The sequence below is a fragment of the Streptomyces sp. AC512_CC834 genome (assembly GCF_019049325.1).
Lineage (GTDB): Bacteria > Actinomycetota > Actinomycetes > Streptomycetales > Streptomycetaceae > Streptomyces.
The window spans coordinates 1-16,652 of sequence record NZ_JAGMUO010000009.1 but is presented as its reverse complement, the minus strand read 5'-3'; the positions used below and the strand labels follow the sequence as shown (position 1 = coordinate 16,652).

10 protein-coding genes are annotated in these 16,652 nt (G+C 68.1%); 4 read left to right on the top strand and 6 right to left on the bottom strand.

Going from position 1 to position 16,652, the window contains the following annotated elements; genetic code table 11:
• Positions 1–64: 64 nt before the first annotated feature.
• The 3 genes from KUM40_RS01465 to KUM40_RS01455 form a co-directional block, all read right to left on the bottom strand.
• Positions 65–1,672 (bottom strand): hypothetical protein, encoded by a 1,608-nt coding sequence (locus KUM40_RS01465; protein WP_308401035.1) that lies wholly within the window; start codon positions 1,670–1,672, stop codon positions 65–67.
• 444 nt (positions 1,673–2,116) lie between these two features.
• Positions 2,117–2,557: a hypothetical protein gene (locus tag KUM40_RS01460; protein WP_374227331.1), complete on the bottom strand. Its 441-nt coding sequence runs from the start codon at positions 2,555–2,557 to the stop codon at positions 2,117–2,119.
• A 246-nt stretch (positions 2,558–2,803) separates the two neighbouring features.
• Positions 2,804–3,313, bottom strand: coding sequence for a hypothetical protein (locus tag KUM40_RS01455; RefSeq protein WP_217161958.1), 510 nt, complete (start codon positions 3,311–3,313; stop codon positions 2,804–2,806).
• Between the two features lie 267 nt (positions 3,314–3,580).
• Between KUM40_RS01455 and KUM40_RS01450 the strand changes: the two genes are divergently transcribed.
• From KUM40_RS01450 to KUM40_RS01440, 3 genes are all read left to right on the top strand, one after another.
• A complete protein-coding gene (locus tag KUM40_RS01450; protein WP_217161956.1) occupies positions 3,581–5,536 on the top strand; it encodes an ATP-dependent endonuclease in 1,956 nt (651 codons plus the stop codon).
• On the top strand, positions 5,533–7,308 hold the full coding sequence (locus KUM40_RS01445; protein ID WP_217161954.1) for an ATP-dependent helicase: 1,776 nt from the start codon (positions 5,533–5,535) through the stop codon (positions 7,306–7,308). The genes KUM40_RS01450 and KUM40_RS01445 overlap by 4 nt, the downstream gene beginning before the upstream one ends.
• 324 nt (positions 7,309–7,632) lie before the next feature.
• The gene (locus KUM40_RS01440) at positions 7,633–7,857 is read left to right on the top strand and encodes a nucleotidyltransferase domain-containing protein (RefSeq protein ID WP_217161952.1); all 225 of its coding nucleotides are present in this window, start codon (positions 7,633–7,635) and stop codon (positions 7,855–7,857) included.
• Here KUM40_RS01440 and KUM40_RS01435 read toward each other — a convergent pair.
• Genes KUM40_RS01435 through KUM40_RS01425 form a run of 3 tightly spaced genes read right to left on the bottom strand, consistent with a single transcriptional unit; the run spans position 7,779 to position 15,171 of the window.
• Positions 7,779–10,610 (bottom strand): RNaseH domain-containing protein, encoded by a 2,832-nt coding sequence (locus KUM40_RS01435; RefSeq protein ID WP_217161951.1) that lies wholly within the window; start codon positions 10,608–10,610, stop codon positions 7,779–7,781. The two genes, KUM40_RS01440 and KUM40_RS01435, sit on opposite strands and share 79 nt — an antisense overlap.
• On the bottom strand, positions 10,607–13,981 hold the full coding sequence (locus KUM40_RS01430) for a hypothetical protein (RefSeq protein WP_217161949.1): 3,375 nt from the start codon (positions 13,979–13,981) through the stop codon (positions 10,607–10,609). The genes KUM40_RS01435 and KUM40_RS01430 overlap by 4 nt, the downstream gene beginning before the upstream one ends.
• A 2-nt stretch (positions 13,982–13,983) precedes the next feature.
• Positions 13,984–15,171, bottom strand: coding sequence for a hypothetical protein (locus KUM40_RS01425; protein ID WP_254394387.1), 1,188 nt, complete (start codon positions 15,169–15,171; stop codon positions 13,984–13,986).
• A 415-nt stretch (positions 15,172–15,586) separates the two neighbouring features.
• Between KUM40_RS01425 and KUM40_RS01420 the strand changes: the two genes are divergently transcribed.
• The coding region (locus KUM40_RS01420) for a type II toxin-antitoxin system prevent-host-death family antitoxin (RefSeq protein ID WP_217161945.1) at positions 15,587–16,652 on the top strand (1,066 nt) is incomplete at its 3' end.

Here is a 16,652-nt window from a genome sequence, read left to right as displayed (position 1 = left end):
CTGCCGAACCGCCGGGCCCACGTTCTGATCGTGCCCGTGGGATCCGGCGCGGCGCTCCCGCCTGTCACCCTTCGACGCCGTCGTCGCGCAGAGGCCCGAGATAGCGCACGGGCGGGAAGCGCTTGGCGACGCGCATCGTCACGGTCGCGTGCCCGTGCGCGGCGAGGTCCCGCCGCGCCTCCTTCATGTTGAGGATCTTGTCCATCGTGTAGATCTCGGTACAGGGCCCGAGGTCGAACTGCTGCTCGCCGAGGGTGAAGAGCAGGCCCAGATAGCCGGCGGTGACGCGGAACATCCCGGCGCGGATGTCGCCCAGTTTGTCGAGGGCCTCAGCGCTGTCGACGCCCACCGACACGGTGCCGCCCCGCAGCACGGTCTCCTCCCCGTCGAGAAGAGCGAGCATGTCCTTGACCTCACGCGCATCGCGTTGGGTGAAGTTGTCTGGGACCGGGAAGAAGCGACCCGTCCTGCTCTGCAGCCGGCTCAGGTCGTCGAAGGCGTCGGCCCACAGCTGTGCCTCACCCGACTCCCAGCCCGCGGGAGTCATCCCGGTGCTGACCGGCGCCCGCACCCGGCCGGCCGGCTCGCCGGCGAAGGCCAACTCCATGAAATGGCCGGCCGTGGCCTGGCTGAGCAGTTTGAGCGCGGGCACCAGCATCAGCGGCATCGCCACCTCAGGCGGTTGGAAGGTGAACTTCAGCTGGGCGGAGCGGTCGCCATGGCTGTAGCGCAGCCGCACGCGCATCACCCCGGTCATGTCGCTGCCGTACAGGATGCCGCCGTCCGAGCCGCTCACCCGCTGCGTGAAGCGCACGGGCAGGGAAGCGAGCGGAACACCCGAAGACAGCTGGACCGCGACCTGCCCCTGCAGGGGCGGTGTCACCTCCTGCCGGACCGAGGAGATGCGCACACCACCCACCGTGACGCGCTCCAGCCCCAGCCCTGCGGGACCCGACAGCGTGGCCTCGGCCAGATTGTCCGCGCTCAGCTCCACCTCTCCGCCGAAGCGCATGACCTCCTCGAACCGCTCCCTTCGGCGGGCCTCCTGCGGGTCGTCCCCAGCGAAACGGACCGGGCCGGTGAGCCGGATCGCACCCTGCCCGTCCGGGTCGGGCCCGCGGGGCGACAGGTGCACGACCGTGCGGCCGTCGGCATCCAGAAGGGTCTGCACCGCATAGTGCGGGGAGATCTCCTGGACTCTCCCGTGCAGCGCGCGGGCCCGCTCGAGGTAGTCGCTGATCCCGCCGTGCAGCACGTCGCGCTCGGCACGCGCCTCGGCGATCCGCTCCAGGATGTAGTCGGCCGACTCCTGCAACGCGTAGCGCACCAGATCGGGATGAGCCGCGCACTTCTCGTCCAGCCAGCTGCGCCCCCGCCAGTGCCGCACGAATTCGAACTCGCCGCGCAGGCCGTCGAACCAGGCCTGCTCGGCAGGGTTCGGATCGATCGGTACGAGCAGATCCCAGTGATCCGGCTGGTGACGGGCCGCAGACACCAGAGACTCTCGTACCTGCCGGCGGCGGCCGGGCGTCATGCGGCCGGTGAACGACTTCGCCTCGTACACGACCAGCTTGTCGTCGTCGGTGTACTCGAACAGATCCCGGCCGCCGTCACCGCCCGTCCCGTCGACCGGCTGTGCCCGCTCCCGCAGCCGCATCACCAGCAAGGTCACCAAGGACTCCGACAGCCTGGGATTCTCGGCCAGCCTCTCCCACGGAACTCTCACCACACGCCCACCCTACGAACCCCCACTGACACCACACCCTGCCCAGCACGTCGAACTCACCATCCAGACGGCACTTCTGGCCAGGGGCGCCGCCGCGCCAGCAGCCGCCAGGCCGGCTGCCCGCCGGGTTGTTGAAGGAGCGGCCGCACCTGCCGCCTCCGAAACCGGGACGGGCCCGCCAGAAGACGAGACGGGGCCCGGGGCCCTCCGGGGCCGGGGACGGTGTCAGGAGGGGGACAGGGGGTCGGCGTAGGCGGTGAGGAACCGGTCGCCGGTGACTACTGCTACGCCATGCCCTGATCCGGACCATCCAACTGCCCCTGCGCCAGGCGGGGCATCAAGCGCTCAGGCCCACTGACCGAGCACGCGAGCAGAGCCGCCCGCTCCCGTCTAGCCGGATGTCTCCCATCTGGTGGTGAACAACGCGCATTCGAGCAGGTCGGGGGCTGCACTGGCTGGCCAGATGTCGCCTGCGGCCAGCTGGTCGGCGGCGGCCTGCATGAAGGAGAGGTAGACCCAGTAGCGGTGGGGCGACAAGTTCCCGTCCGACCACACCCAGGCAGCGATCGAGCCGTCCACATCGTGGCTGCTCTCCCGGCCGACGGCAGCGGCCAGTTGCTGCAGATGCCTGGACAGCTCGTGATCGAGGATGATCGGCCGCGGCCTGCGGGCGGGCGGGCGGGCGGGCGCCACGGTGATACCGGTGAAGTAGAGGAACTTGGTGAAGAAGGCCGGACCGAGCCCGGCGACTTGCCCTTGGAGCGCGGTGTACGCCTGTGGTGCACCGTGCTCGCGCAGCGCGGTGATCGCGGTGGCCAGCGCCGAGTCCAGGCCATAGAAGGCCGGGATCTTATGCTGCAGGGCTGCATGAAGGTGTCAGTCGTAGATCGTCACTGTGATGTCCGTTGGGAACCTGGCCTGAACTGGGAAAAGACGCTGACCTCCTCTGCCGACTTCCTGTGACAGGAGTGACGAAAGTCGTTGCCATTCCCGTGCAGACCCGTATGGCAGGTGGCTCCTGACGTGCATGGATGCGTGTATGCCTCGGTCTGTAATCCTGTCAGTAGGCGCTGGCGTTCACCTACCTGCTCGCCTGACTGAGGTTATGGAGTCCTTGCGGACGCTGTGGATGATCTTCAAGGCCAAGTCGAAGTCGACGCCACGGAAGTACTCGCCTATCGCCGTAGATTCCTCAAGCTCCTCCAGTGCTTTGAGGGATCTGGACTCCCAGTTGCGGGCGTTGGCTACGGGCCTCGATATCCAGGCCCGCACCATGACTGTGCAGTGAGCCATGCTGACCCGCTCCAAGGACTTGATGCGCGCAGTGACGCCAGATCTACCGGTCTGCCCCAGACGCGAGCTGGTGAGCCCGACCTTCAGGTCTGGCCCAGGTCCCACGAAACCGAGAGCATAGATCCGCTCGCCGGGCGCATTCAGGGGCGCGCCTGCCGCCTCTAGTTCCGCCCAAGCCAGTTGGTTGGCTTGCCGTAAGTCATCGACAGTAACGTCCGGTACCGCGTGCGGCAGTTGTGCGTACGCCTGTATCACTCGCTGCCGCGCGGTAGCGGCTTCTTCTCGACCCAGCATGCGGGGCAGTGTGCCGGACAGGACTGACAGCCATGGATCACGGTTACAAGAAGCGGAGCTCGGCCGGCCGGGGCGTCCCTACCTAGACCCGGGGCGCATTCGCCTGCGCCATGACGGCGTGAGCCTTGGCGCATCCCGCTGTTTGCGCGTTCACTCACTTGGCGCGTGGAGATTGTGTAAAGGTTCGGGTTGGGTGGCGGACGGGCCTCGTGGGGCCCACGCCGCTCATGTGGGGGAGAAGACACCGAGCAACAGGGGAGTGCGCCAGTGCGCCAGAGGCATGACCAGACGCCGGGCGGGATGTACCTGAGCCGCCTGAGCATCAAGAACTTCCGGTCCTGCTACAACCTGAAGGTCGACTTCCAACCGGGCATCACACTGCTTGTCGGCGAGAACAACTCCGGGAAGTCCAACGTCATCGAATCGCTGCGACTGGCCACCACGCCCTTGAACCGTCGGGGCACCCGCTGGTTCGAAGACTCCGACCTGTCCCGCGGCCGGGAGGGGGCTGAGGCCGAGTTCACAGCCACTTACGACGGACTGACCGACACTCAGCGGGCGCACTACATCACTGCTCTCGATGTCAGCACGCACCAGGCCAGTTATACCACCACCTACCAGAAGGACCCCGTCCGTCAGCAGATGCGGGCCAGCGTGACGGCAGGGCCGGTGGGCGGCCCCGACGCCGAGTCGGCCAAGCGGGAGCAGATCACACACGTCTACCTGGCCCCGCTGCGCGACGCGCAAAGGGAGCTCGACTCCTCCGACGGCAGCCGACTGCTGCGCATCATCCAGTACCTCACGACGGAGGACGACCAGGAGAAGTTCCGCTCGACGGCCAACGACTCGCTCAAAGAACTCACCAACCATGATGTCCTCACCACCACGACCGACGCGATCCAAACCCATCTCGGCAAGCTGACCGACTCGGTTCGGGGCCAGAGCGTCCAGGTCACCTTCGCCGAATACCAACTGCACCGCCTGGCCCGCAGCCTGCGCGTGAAGATGGCCGAGTCCGGGATCGAACCCGCAGGCCTCGCCGAATCGGGCCTGGGCTACGCCAACCTCCTGTTCATCGCGACCGTCATCCTCGAACTGCGCAAGGCCCAATCTGCAGAACTGACGCTGTTCCTCGTCGAAGAGCCCGAAGCCCACCTCCACCCGCAGCTGCAGGCCGTGCTCCTGGACTATCTGCGCGAACAGGCCGAGGCCTCACCCCGGGACGACCTGCAGGGACCGGCCGGACGGATCCAGGTCATCGCCAGCACGCACTCCCCGAACCTTGCCAGCAGCGTCGGCATCGAGAACGTCGTTGCGCTGCGTACCCGCGCCGAACAAGAGATCGACCAGGACGACAAGGGGCGTGACACCGAGGTTCTGCGCCGCAGGACCCAGTCACTTCCCCTGGCCCAGCTGGCCCTGGCCGACAACGAGCGACGGAAGATCAACCAGTACCTGGACGCCACCCGCGCCAGCCTGCTCTTCGCCCGCCGCGTCGTCCTGGTCGAAGGCATCGCGGAAGCCGTCCTGCTGCCGGTCATCGCTCGGCACTGCCTGTTCAACGGCGACGACCAGGCCAAGCAGCGCCGGGACTTCCACGGTGTCACCATCATCAACGTCGGCAGTGTCGACTTCGCCCCCTACATCACCCTGCTGCTCTCAGAGGTCAACGGCTGCCGGCTGCTGGACCGACTGACAGTCATCACAGACCGGGACCCCGACCCCGAACTCCCCAAAAAGAAGAAGAGCAAGGACGGCCAGCAGGACCAGACGCCCACCGCCGAAGAACCCGAAGCCACGGCGGACGAGGGCGGTGATGAAGACGAGAGCGACGACCGCACCAAGGTCAGCAACCGCAAGGAGCTGCTGGACGAACACGCCGCCTCCATCGGTGCGGCCGACCACCTCATCGTCGCGGAGGCACCCCACACCCTTGAGGCCGATCTCCTTGCTCCGACGGCCAACGAACCGACCCTCCGGTCCGCCTACCTCAAACAGCACCCGCAGTCGCAACAGCACTGGGACGACATCCTCACCCACCCCAAGGGCCGCTCCTTCGGCTTCTACCAAAAACTGTGCAAGCACTCCAAGTTCATCAGCAAAGGCGAGTTCGCCCACGACGTCGCCCTGGCCATCCAGGACGGGGCAGCCTTCGAGGCACCGCAGTACCTCACCGACGCCGTGCACGGCGTGCTGTCCGACCAGCAGGGCGGTGCCCAGTGAGCGAACTTGTCCTGACCACCGACCAGAAGGCCCTGGTCGATGCGGAAGAAAGTCTGTTCGCGGCGGCCTGCCCGGGCGCCGGCAAGACCCGTGCCATGGTTGCCCGGTTCCTCAAACGAACGGCCGAGGAGGACCGCCAGGGCATTGCGCTGCTGTCCTTCACCAACGCAGCGGTAGAAGAAGTACGCCAACGATGCGGGCCGCGCACACAAGCCCTCGAAACCCCCCACTTCGTGGGAACCTTCGACACCTTCATCCACCGCTTCATCGTCACTCCTCTGTACGTCAAAGCGTTCAAACAGAAGCCCAACTACGTGCAGCGCTGGCGTGACATATCCAGTGCGAGCTTCCGCCTCGGCCAGATCGGCCGGGCCAAGAATCTGCATCTCGAGTGGTTCGACTTCGACCCGGTGGGCCGCGCACGTCTGGTAGAAGGCCGCATCCCACGCGACTTCGGCAGTCCAACAGTCCTTGCAGAACTCCTGGCGAGAAGATTCGAAGCGGAAGCCCACGCCTCCCACATCTTCGGCCGCCTCGTCAGCGCCGGCACCATCAGCTGCGTGGCCGCCCGCTGCCTGGCCGAGTACTGGCTGCAGGAGGCAGACGGACATCAGATCCTCGCCCCGCTGCTGCGCTCCCGCTTCGCCGAGGTGATCGTTGATGAAGCGCAGGACTGCGGGCGCGAGGAACTGCGCATCCTTGAGTTCCTGCGGCAGCAAGGTACCCGCGTCATCATGGTGGGGGACACGGACCAATCGATCTACGAGTTCCGCAGCGCGACCCCCGAGGGTGTACGAGCCTTCGCCGACAGCCTTCCCGGCGTCCCTATCCAGCTCAGGGACAACTGGCGCAGCACACCTGCCATCTGCGCGTTCAACACCTCGCTGCGGTCCGGGCAACTCACCGAGCTGGCCCGCGGCGAAAACGCCTGGAATCCCACCCCCGTGCACCTGGTCGAATACAAGACCCTCAACGAAATCGTGCCCACCGCTCTCGGCATCGCAGAGCGCAACAAACTCACCGCCGACGACCTCATCCTGCTGTCACACGCCGAGACGCACGGCATGAAAGCCGCAGGAGTGCCCGGCATCGACAACACCAACCCCAACCGGGTGGCACGCATCGCATCGGCAGGCCAAATCCTCAGATCACGAACGACGGACCCTCGGACCCGCCGCAAGGCCATCGACCAGGTACAGCGCGCGGTGCTCGATGCCCTCACCGCCAACCAGAGAGCGAAAACGGGACACGAAGACTTCGACGCCTGTTGCGAACTGGCAGGCGTCGAACCGCGCTGGCTCGAAGCCTTCGCCGTACGCATGGCACTGGGCCTCAACGCGGCCGACAGAACCAGAAACACCTTCGCAGCGGAAGTCCGCACCTACCTGAGAGACGCAGACTGGGCGGACATTTGTCCACCCAACACCACAGACCTGGGTAGACTCTTCAAAGCTCCGAACGAAGCAACGTGGACCCGCACCACCTCCACCGGCACCGAACCGCTCATGCGCTTCTCCACCGTGCACGGAGTCAAGGGCCGCCAGTACCCAGGAGTGGTACTCGTCGTCCCCGACAGGCTGCGCACCGACAACGCCACGGAGCGGAACGTTGTCGACGACTGGGAAAGCGACCACAACACCGAGGCCCGACGCGTCCTCTACGTTGCAGGTTCTCGAGCGCAGCAGCTGCTGATCTGCGCCATCCACGAGAAGCACATCGGCCGCATCGAGGCCGTGCTCGCCAAGAGCGGTGTTCCCCACGCCAGGTCGTAGCCCTGATTGCCCGGCCCCGTGCGAGCGCTGCACCATGCGGGCCTGGCCTGCAGCGGCTTGGTCATCTAGCGTCACCTGCTCACCAAGATCCGGGGGCGTGATGCTGCCGAGCGCGGCCGAAAACCGAAGCGGCTCCATCATGAGCTGCCCCGAGTTTCGTAGAGTCCGCGGATCTTGTTTCACCACCCCGGACACCGAACCCGCCACCGACACAGTCGCGCCCCCCCCACGCTGAACGCCGCAGGCTCTCCGCGGCCTGCACACCGCGGCGGGCCCCGCCCCGCCATGTCCGAATCACCCCGATCCGCACAGCGGAGGTCCCTCGTGAAGCGCGCACGCGCCACCTCGCTTCTCAACGACATGCTCGACCGGCTGGAAGAGGGAGGCTGGCCGCTGGACCTCGTCGACGAGATCCTGGTCTTCGGCTCCTACGCGCGCGGCGTCCTGGAGCCCGCGGACGTCGACGTGATTCAGGGGATGTATTCCTCCATGAGTTTGCCCAAATGCAGGATCATCGGCAGCCGGGTCGCTTTGTCGGTGTGCGTGTGAAACCGGCGCAGTGTCTGCACGTACAGCGCAAGCTGGTCCGGATCGTCGCCGTCCTGGAGGAAGGAGGCGTGGATGTGCAGCGAGGTGGGGTTTTGTCCGTTCTTGCTATCGTTTTCCGGGCCGGACAGCTTGCTCACGCCCTTGGGTAGCTGGCTGGTGCTGGGGCGGGGGTTGATGGCCAGATAGCCGCGGTCGTTCCACCGCGCGACACCGGAGATTCGTCCCCATCCGTAGGGCAGTTCGGGCAGCACCGGTACCAGCTCCGTCTTTGCGGCGTCACCCTCGACGGCAGGGCTTGCGCCGTCGTCCGCTGTGCCTTGGTTCTGGGCCGCTCCTGGATGGGGCTCGGCCTGGTCCGGCCTGTCGCCAACATCCTCGGTGCCGGTGACAGACTCAGCCACTTCCGGGGCCGGGCCGATACCGAAGCCGTAGGGCAGTTCGTCATTGGTGTCGTTGATCCGCACAATGCGCAGCCCCGGCAGGCTCGCCGGCGTGCGGTGGACAGGCACCACTGCAGGGTCGGTGAGTGAGATTCCTGGCCATACGAGTGCGTCGGGGGTGATGTGCTGGTTGGCCAGCCAGGGCCAGAGTCCCTTGTTCCGCAACGTCGCGGCGCGGGCGATGAAGAGCCGGTCGTGGGTGTCGTCTTCCGCGAGCGCGCCGCGCAGGAAGCGGGCAAGTGCTTCCTGGTCGGTCCGCTTCACTTTTCCGCGGCCCTCGGCCAGCGCCGCGGGAAGCTGTTCGAGGGGGATCTCCGGCTCGACCGGATGGCTCTGGCTGGGGATCAGCTGACCGGTCGCGGTGCCGTCGGTACGCATCCGCAGCAGCATCGGAACGAAGTGAGGGCCTGCGTGGGCCAGCCACAGCGCGGCTACTTCCAGTGGTGCGGTGCCGAACAGCGGCGGGAGCGTGGGGAGGTGGCCCAGTTGCCTCAGCAGGTCCCGCAGGGCAGCGGTGACGCGCTCGATGTCCTGCTTGCGTACCTCGGTGTTCTCGAAAGGGTGCAGGCCGGCGGTCTTCGCGTCCGGGTTGGGGTCGCGGTTGACGGGTTTGATGATCTGGACCAGTCGGTTGCAACGCGGCGGCAGGGCGTTCTTCAGCGGCTTCTTCGGGTCCTCCAGCCTGGCGGCCTTGTAGCAGCCCGGGCCCTCCAGCTCGATGAGGCAGCCGACCGGCCGGTCTGCGGGAGGGAACTCGTCCTGCCAGAGCCGGGCGCGTTCATCGAGCGCGGCCTGGCGGACCCGGCGGCGCTGGTCGGGGTCGCTGTCGGTGGCCTTGGGCCAGCCGGCCAGCAGCAGCCCGGGCTTGACCAGGCGCAGCCTGACACTGAACTCGTCGCCGCGGTAGCAGCCCCCTACCGCGCCGCCGTCGTGGGCAGGGGCGTGCTCCAGGCCCAGGACCCGGGTGAGTACGACATGGACGGCGTCGGCGGTGCGCGGCGTCGCGTGCCACAGCTCGATCGGATACTCGACGCCCACACGGGTGCGCTTCTTTGGCAGCCGCCGCGAGCGCGGCTTCACCTCCGCCACCGGGGTGACAGGCACCAGATGGTGCTCATCAAGGACCGGGGCCAGGGCTTCGAAGACAGTCAGATGGTCGATCGGCTGGAAACCGGTCCCGGTAGGATGCCCGCCGGTCTCCCGCGCCCCGTCGTCGTTGTCCTCGTCGTCTTTGAAGTAGTTGTAGCCGGTGCTGTGCTGCAGGAACGCCTGGGGTGTGGGCGCATGGCCGTCTCCGGCCTCGCTCGGGGAGGCGAAACGGGCCGGCTCCTTGCGGACCTGATCGGGCAAGGGAAACAGGTCGGGGCTGGGCAGCCGCGACAGGATCCGGGGCAGGCCGGGTTTCCACGTCCACCGCATGTCGTCCTTGACGCCGGTCACGGTGACCGGGGCCCGCAACAGCGTGTCCCGCTCGGTGCCGCGCAGCACGCCTCTCGGCGCGTGCAGCAGCATGGTGGCGGTGGCGGGCTCGTACCGGCTGCGCCGTGGGATGTAGGCAGGCTGGGTGGCGGCCATGCGCGTGACGTGCGGGACCACCCGCAGCAGCAGCCGTTCGTCGTGGGGGAGTGTCACCACGTTGAAGCGCAGGTAGTGGGTGCTGTAGCCCTGCTCGCCGCCACGCGAGAGGCGGGTCGGAGGCCACAGGAACACGGACCGGTCACCGTCGGGCGAGGCCGGGCCCATGATCCACGAGGATCCCTGGTCGGTGTCGCGGCCGCCCAGCCGGCGGCGCCCGTCGACCCAGCTGGCGGCAAGGAAGGTCGCCAGCATCTTGTAGGCGGCCTCGCTGGGCTCGGCGGTGCCGTTCGGCCGTACGCCGCGTTCGAGCAGGTCCGGCCGCACTGGCTTCCACTGCAGCTGCAGAGCCTTGTCGATGACCTCACCCCAGGGGACGTCGGTCTGGTGGGGGGCGACGTGCCCGCACACCCAGGCTTCCAGCGCGAGTGCCACCACGGTGGCGTCGGCCAGCGGGCGCACGGCGCGCAGCCAGGTGGTGGCGCGCAGGTCGGTGGCAACGGCCAGCAGCTGCGGCTCCAGCTCCAGCAGCAATTCCGTGAGCGCCCACGTCGGCAGGCGGTCCTTGCGGCGCGCCTTCGGATTGGAGGCCCAGGCCCGCTCCAAGCGGGGGAGCAGGCCGGCGGGGAATGCCGCGCTGTGCAGCTCGCACGGCCACCACCCGTCCGGCTTCGCGGCGAACAGCGGGAACTGGATCCCGCTGAAGGAGATCTTCGGGCGCTTCGGTCGCTCGGTCATCGGCCCCAGTCCATGGTCTCGAAAAGGTTGTCCAACAGGCCCCAGGTCGCCCTCGCGATCTCGTGCTCAAGTCGCCGCTCAGGCGGCGCACCGGGCTCCGGGGCATCGAGCAGGCGGTTGATCAACTGGCGGCCAGCGACCAGCACGCTGGTGCGGTCGGTGTCCTCCGCCGTCTCACGCAGGTTCGCGGCCCGGGGCGCGAACGCGGCGTCGAGGAGGTAGATCCGGGTCGGCACGTTGCCGCGGATCGTGCGTCCGAGCGTCTGGTACAGCTGCACCATCAGGTCGCTGACGAATGCCCGCCGAAGGTCGAGGCGGGCAAGGCGGGAGAAGAACAGCGGCTGCCCCATCAAGGTCAGCCACAGACCGCGGGCATCGGCACGCAACAGTCTGGCCTGCTTGCTCAGGTCCGCACCAGGGACCGTCCCGTCCATCGGGTGCAGCAGCCGCTGCATCGCGTACTGGTTGAGAACGGCGAGGGGGAACGACAGGTCGTCGGCGGGCGGGTGCAGCCTGGCGAGGTAGAACAAGGCACCGAAGGCCGCCACCCCTCGCCCGTTGAGGACGTTGTGGCCGCGCTGCAGCGATCCCTCCGGGGCAAGCATGACGTCGGCGTCGGTCGCGGCGAACCGCCCGATCCGCCGGTAGGCCAGCCCATAGCGGCCAGGGTTGGCAGAGTCGGGAGTGACGTGACGGGCCGCCAGGCGGGTCTTGAGGTTCATGTGCACTGCGCACGCGGCCGCGTCCTTGCCGCTGAGTGTGACGAACGCGAGCCGCTGACGATCGGGATCAAGCCGATCACGCACCTGGTCGACCAGCGACCTGGAAGCCCCGGGCGCGGGGTTGCAGATCGCGTCCAGGACGGCGCGCAGCCCGTCCTCACGCTGCTGGCGGCCACCGGCGCCGGACACGAAGATGCCCTTGTGGTCGCCGAGGCGGTACTGCGGCCGAAACAGCATCCGGCTCTCGCGCAGCGCCTGCGCGCACGCCTCGGGCTCGCGCAGGATCAACTGCGGAGTGATGTCCACGTGGTAGCGCGCCGAGCCGGGCATCCAGCTCGTGGCAGAGGTGAGCACCACGTTGGGGCCCTCGACCCCCTCGCACCCCAGCAGGTCGTGCAGGTGGTACAGCAGCCAGCGGCCCACCCCGCGCAGCCACAGGATCTCCAGCGAACCGCTGGTGCCGTCCCGGTTCGGTTTCCACTGCAGAGCCAGCATGTTGCCCATGGCCTGCTCCGGCACGAGCATTTGCAGGTCGGGCGGCGGCTGGTGCTTGAAAAAGCTGTCAGCAGCCTCCATCGGCATCTGCTTTTGGACCGCGGGCAGCAGCGAGTTGGCGCCGAAAAAACTCGTGGTGATCCGCGCCGCCCAGATGCCGGCCATGAGCAGCCGTACCAGCTGCGGCAGCAACTGCTCAACCCAGTCGCTGACGTTCCCCTCTTCGTCCTTCGGCGCGTGTTCGAGCAGCCATCCCTCAGCCGCTTCCTGAGCGGACCACTCGGTGTCGTAGCCGGCCGTCATCGCGGTCAGCAGGCGGTCCAAATGACCGGGAGGAGCCTTGAACGGGTCCCGGGCCAACGACGCGAAGAACTCATCGAAGAACCGGTCCGCAGCCTCCTCCTCCCTGGCCTGGTCCGGCCTCTCCTTCAAGGTGGTGATCCCGTGCAGGGACCGGGCCAGCCGGCTCAGCAGCGAAAAACCGCTGAACGGTCCCTCCGCCGCGATCTCCGACAGCAGGTCCTCCCCGCCCTGGCCCTTGCCGCTCCCGCCTTTGTTCTTGGCCTTGTTCTGCTTGTCCGGTGGTGTCACCAGCAGGGGGTACAAGCCGGCCAGCGCCTGATAGTGCCGCAGCATGTAGCCCTGGTAGCGACGCACATCAGGATGGGTCAGCGGCTGATGCCAGGCGGCATCAAGACTGTCGTGGCAGGCGATCGCCGTGCGGGCGCTCCACCCACCGGGAAAAGTCAGTGGCTCCTGAAGCATGAACCGCTGATCGAAATCGCCCATCACCTTGTCGGCCTCGTCGACCAGCAACAGGCCCAGCTCGTGCTGGATGGCCTCGATCTGCCGCGCCCGATAGGAAGAGCCCTCCATCCGGCTGCTCACCAGACCAGAGGATGTCATCACCCACACCTGCGCATCCGGGACCGCGCGCGCCGCAGCCTGCTGCGGGCACACATGCGTCAACGGGCAGTCGTGCAGCTCCCGCTTCTTCGGCAGCTTCAGCCGTCCGCGGCAGGGGAAGTCCTCCTCCCGCAACGGCGCGTCCCCGCGCCCGGCACCGGTACGCAGCGGCTCAAGCAGACACATCGACGTGGTGAACTCCGCCGCCGGATCCAACTCCGCACCGGGCAGAGCCTCTCCGGCGTCCACGTCGTACAGCTCGTCACGCCAGTAGCTCTCTACGTGGCGTTCGCGGGTGGTACGGCCGATGAGCGGGACCGCGCGGATCCCCAGTGCGCGCAGGAACCGCACCTTGGCCAGCGCGGCGCTGATCGACGGCATCACGTAGCCCACCCGCAGTCCGCGCTGGACACCGATGAACGCCAGCCCGTCCAGCAAGGTGCTCTTGCCCGCGTTCATCAGCCCGACCGCATGGGCGATCCCGTCGACGGTGAACACACCCAGGCCGTCGACGAGACGCCCGGCCGCTTCGTCGACACGCGAGAACGTCATGTTCTGAAAGCGCTGTTCGAAGTTGCGGTCACTGATATCCGGGTGCGACTCCAGGGCTCGGTCCATCTCCTTGAAGGCCTGCGCCAGATCGCCCCGGGTGACAGGGAACGGCTCCCGGACGCGGCTCGCGCGCGCAGCGAGCCGCGTGGCCGGTGAGGCGACCGGGATCCAGGACGGGATCCGCAGGCTCTCGATCGCCCCGTCGCGCCGTTTGAAGAAGCACTCGGCGCCCGGCGGCACCGGTGGGTGTTCAGGGTCGACGTCGTAGGGCACTGCGTCGGTGAGCGCAGCCCGGTACACACCCTCTCGCTGCGGAAGATGCGGTGAGGGATACCGCTCGAACAGAGTGCCGCCGAGGACCCGCTGCCCGGGCGGGCCGACTGTGGTGAACATCCGCAGCTCGACCGGGACTTTGTGATACTCGTTCAGCCGCTCGCGCCACTGGCCGCCGCGCGCTGCGTCACCCATCCGCAGCCGCACCCGCCGGGCGACCTCCAGGCCAGCTGGCCCCAGGTCCGCATAGTGGTTGAGCGCCGTCCACAGTGCGCCGACCGCCTGCCCGGCCAAATGCTGCTCCAGGTAAAACAGCCCCAGCTCGAGCTGGCAAAACTCCGCCGGCGACAGGTCGCCCAACCGCGCGTCAAGACCGGTCTCCTGCATATCGGTGACCAGGTCCGCGTACCACTGCGAACCCATCCTCACCATGGTGTGCCGCCAAGAGCCCGGACGCGGGCCTTCGAAACGAAGTCACCCTCAGAAATGACCCGAACGCCGTCGCTACGGCCCTGCATCTCCCGCCTGAGGTCGTCAACATAGTGCTTCTGCTCGAACCGGTGCCAGGGCAGGATCAAGAACCGATGCCGCGCCCGCATACGCTGGTTCCATGTGAACGAGCGCCCCAGCATCGTCGCGCTCGTGCAATCCTTTGCGTCCCCGGCCCACCACTCGGACCGGCCCGGATCATCTGACGCGGCCGGATCCGGAAACTCCACGGCGACGTCGCAGGCATCCATGCCCGGCCACCTGTGCAGCCGCGCCCGGCCTTCCGGCAGATCTCCGAGCGCATCGAACAGGCGTTTCTCCACCAAGCCCGGGTCGTGCATACAGACCCGCACACCGCGGTGCTGCACGTAGTAACCCTCCAGCACCTTGAGCCGCCTGATTACCGGAACCCCGCCACAGCCGGGCGTCCCGCACACGTCAACGCCCTCGTGCAAGGGATTGCCGCAGTCGTTGCAGACCCGGCAGAAAGCGGTCCCGCCGGTCTTGCGGTACTGGTAGGCGGCATCGAAGAAGTCCCGCACATACAGGCGACCGTGACGATCAGCCTCCTTGAACCGCCCGGTGAGCTTGTTCAGCTCGAGGTCGGACACGACGGGGGACTCGATCAGGAACAGCCGCAGCGACACATAGGCCTGCTGGACCTCCTCCTCCGTTCGCCCGTGCAGCTCCGCCGTGGCCTGCAGCCTCGCGAACGCCCGGTTCTCCGTGAGCTCTGCCTCGGCGTCCGACTTCGGCGCTAGCCGCGCCGCCTCATCCGCGAACGCGGACAACTCCTCGCCGTCGATTAACATGCTCTCTGCGTCACTGTCAGAGACATCCAGCCGCACAGGCCAGCCTCCCAGCGGCCGACGGCACCAGGCGAACACCACCATGTCGCTGACCGGGGGCTCGATTCCCTGCTCCAGCGCACGCCACCACAACCGGGTCACACCGGCGCGCCACGCTTGCGGGAGCAGACCAGTCGTGGGTTCGGCCCCCTCACGGACGCGCTGGCGCTCCCATAGGATCCGTGCCAGTCCGGCTGCCAGCAGTTTCAACGTCATGTAGTCGTCGGCGATGCTGTTGCCGACCTCGGCCAGCCGCTCACGGGTCGCCTGATGCATCGTCACCCGCGCACCGTACTCCCACGCTGGTACACAGCAACGTTTCTGTTGGCCGCAGGCCACTCTTTGGAGGGACGAGACCCACTATGCAGAAGGGTGAGTGTGGTAGGCGATCAATGGTCACGTCCGGTCTACAGTCGAGGAAGGCACGGGTGCCGCCGGCGGAATCGGTGCGGATCAGTGTCTGCCAGCCCCCGCCGCAGGTCTCACCGGCCTCTGCCTTGGCCTTGCCGGCTCGGCCCGCAGCCGTACCGTGTGCTGGTCCCGCCGACTGCTCGCCGCCGCAGCTGCGCCCGTACCGCCCCGTCTCCGTACCGCAGTCGCGGCGCGCCGACTCATCCATCCTCGCGCGTTACATAATTGGCCCTAGTTATGTACCGAGGGGCTAGACTCGTACCCAGGCGTTACACCCCGTGTGGCGGATGGCCCACTGCTGCGCGCCTGTACTCCGCTGCTCCCGGCTGGTCTGCTCCTCGACGCAGACCCCGCCCCGCCCGTCCTGCTTCTGCTGGAGTTGCCCGTGTCTCCCTCGCGTTCCCCACTCGCTGCCAAGACCGGGGCGGCCACCGGCCTGCTGCTGCCGCCCGCCGACGACCCGGTCTGGGGGAGTGTGCCGCTCGCATTGCGTCAGAACCTGTCCGTGCCCGCGCATCGCCTGGTGAGCCCGCCGCGCGGGGGGCTGGCGGAGAAGTCCGGTCGCCCGCTGCGCCTGGCGTTGAGTGCCACCGCGAAGATGCGCACGACCGGCGCCCACTGGCACGTACTGCTCACTGCCCCCCGCGCCGCGTTCGGCGGCCCCACCAGCGACCGCGCCGGGCAGGCCTACACACTGCTGCAGCAGGTCGTCGACGACTACCTGCGCGCCGCCTCGGCCCAGCTGCCCGTCGCCGTCCCGGTCTCGGCCGAGCAGCCCTCGGCCGCGCAGAAGCGCGCCCCGGCCACACCCTCTGCTCCGGGCCAGGCCGCCGAACCGCTCCCCGCCACCGACGCACCCACAACGCCCCAGGAACAGCCTGCCCCTCGGGCCGCCGACACCGGCCCCGCCCATAGCCGGGCCGCCCTCCCGCCCTCCCCTGGCGCCATGGAGCCGCCGCCGGCTCCCGCCACGCCGGCGCCCGCCGCCGACTCCGACCAGCCTGCGGCCACCCCACCCCACCCGGCCCTGCCGCCCGGCAAGACCAAGGCCGTCCCGGGCAAGACCCCCGCCACGCTCCACCAGGCCCGCGCCGCGCTGCCCGACCTGATCCGCGCCGCCGCCGACGGCACCCCCACTCCCCTCATCCGCGAAGACACCGACCACGCCCTCCTGACCACCCCCGACGCCGCCACCACCCTGGGCTGGGACCTCGAGCACGCGCCCGCCCACGGGATTGCCGACGCCCGCAAGAAGCTCGGCGACCTCATCCACGAAGCCGCCCAGGGCCACCCCCAGGTCCTGCGCCGCCACACCACCCCCGTCGCCGTGCTGCTCCCGGCCACCC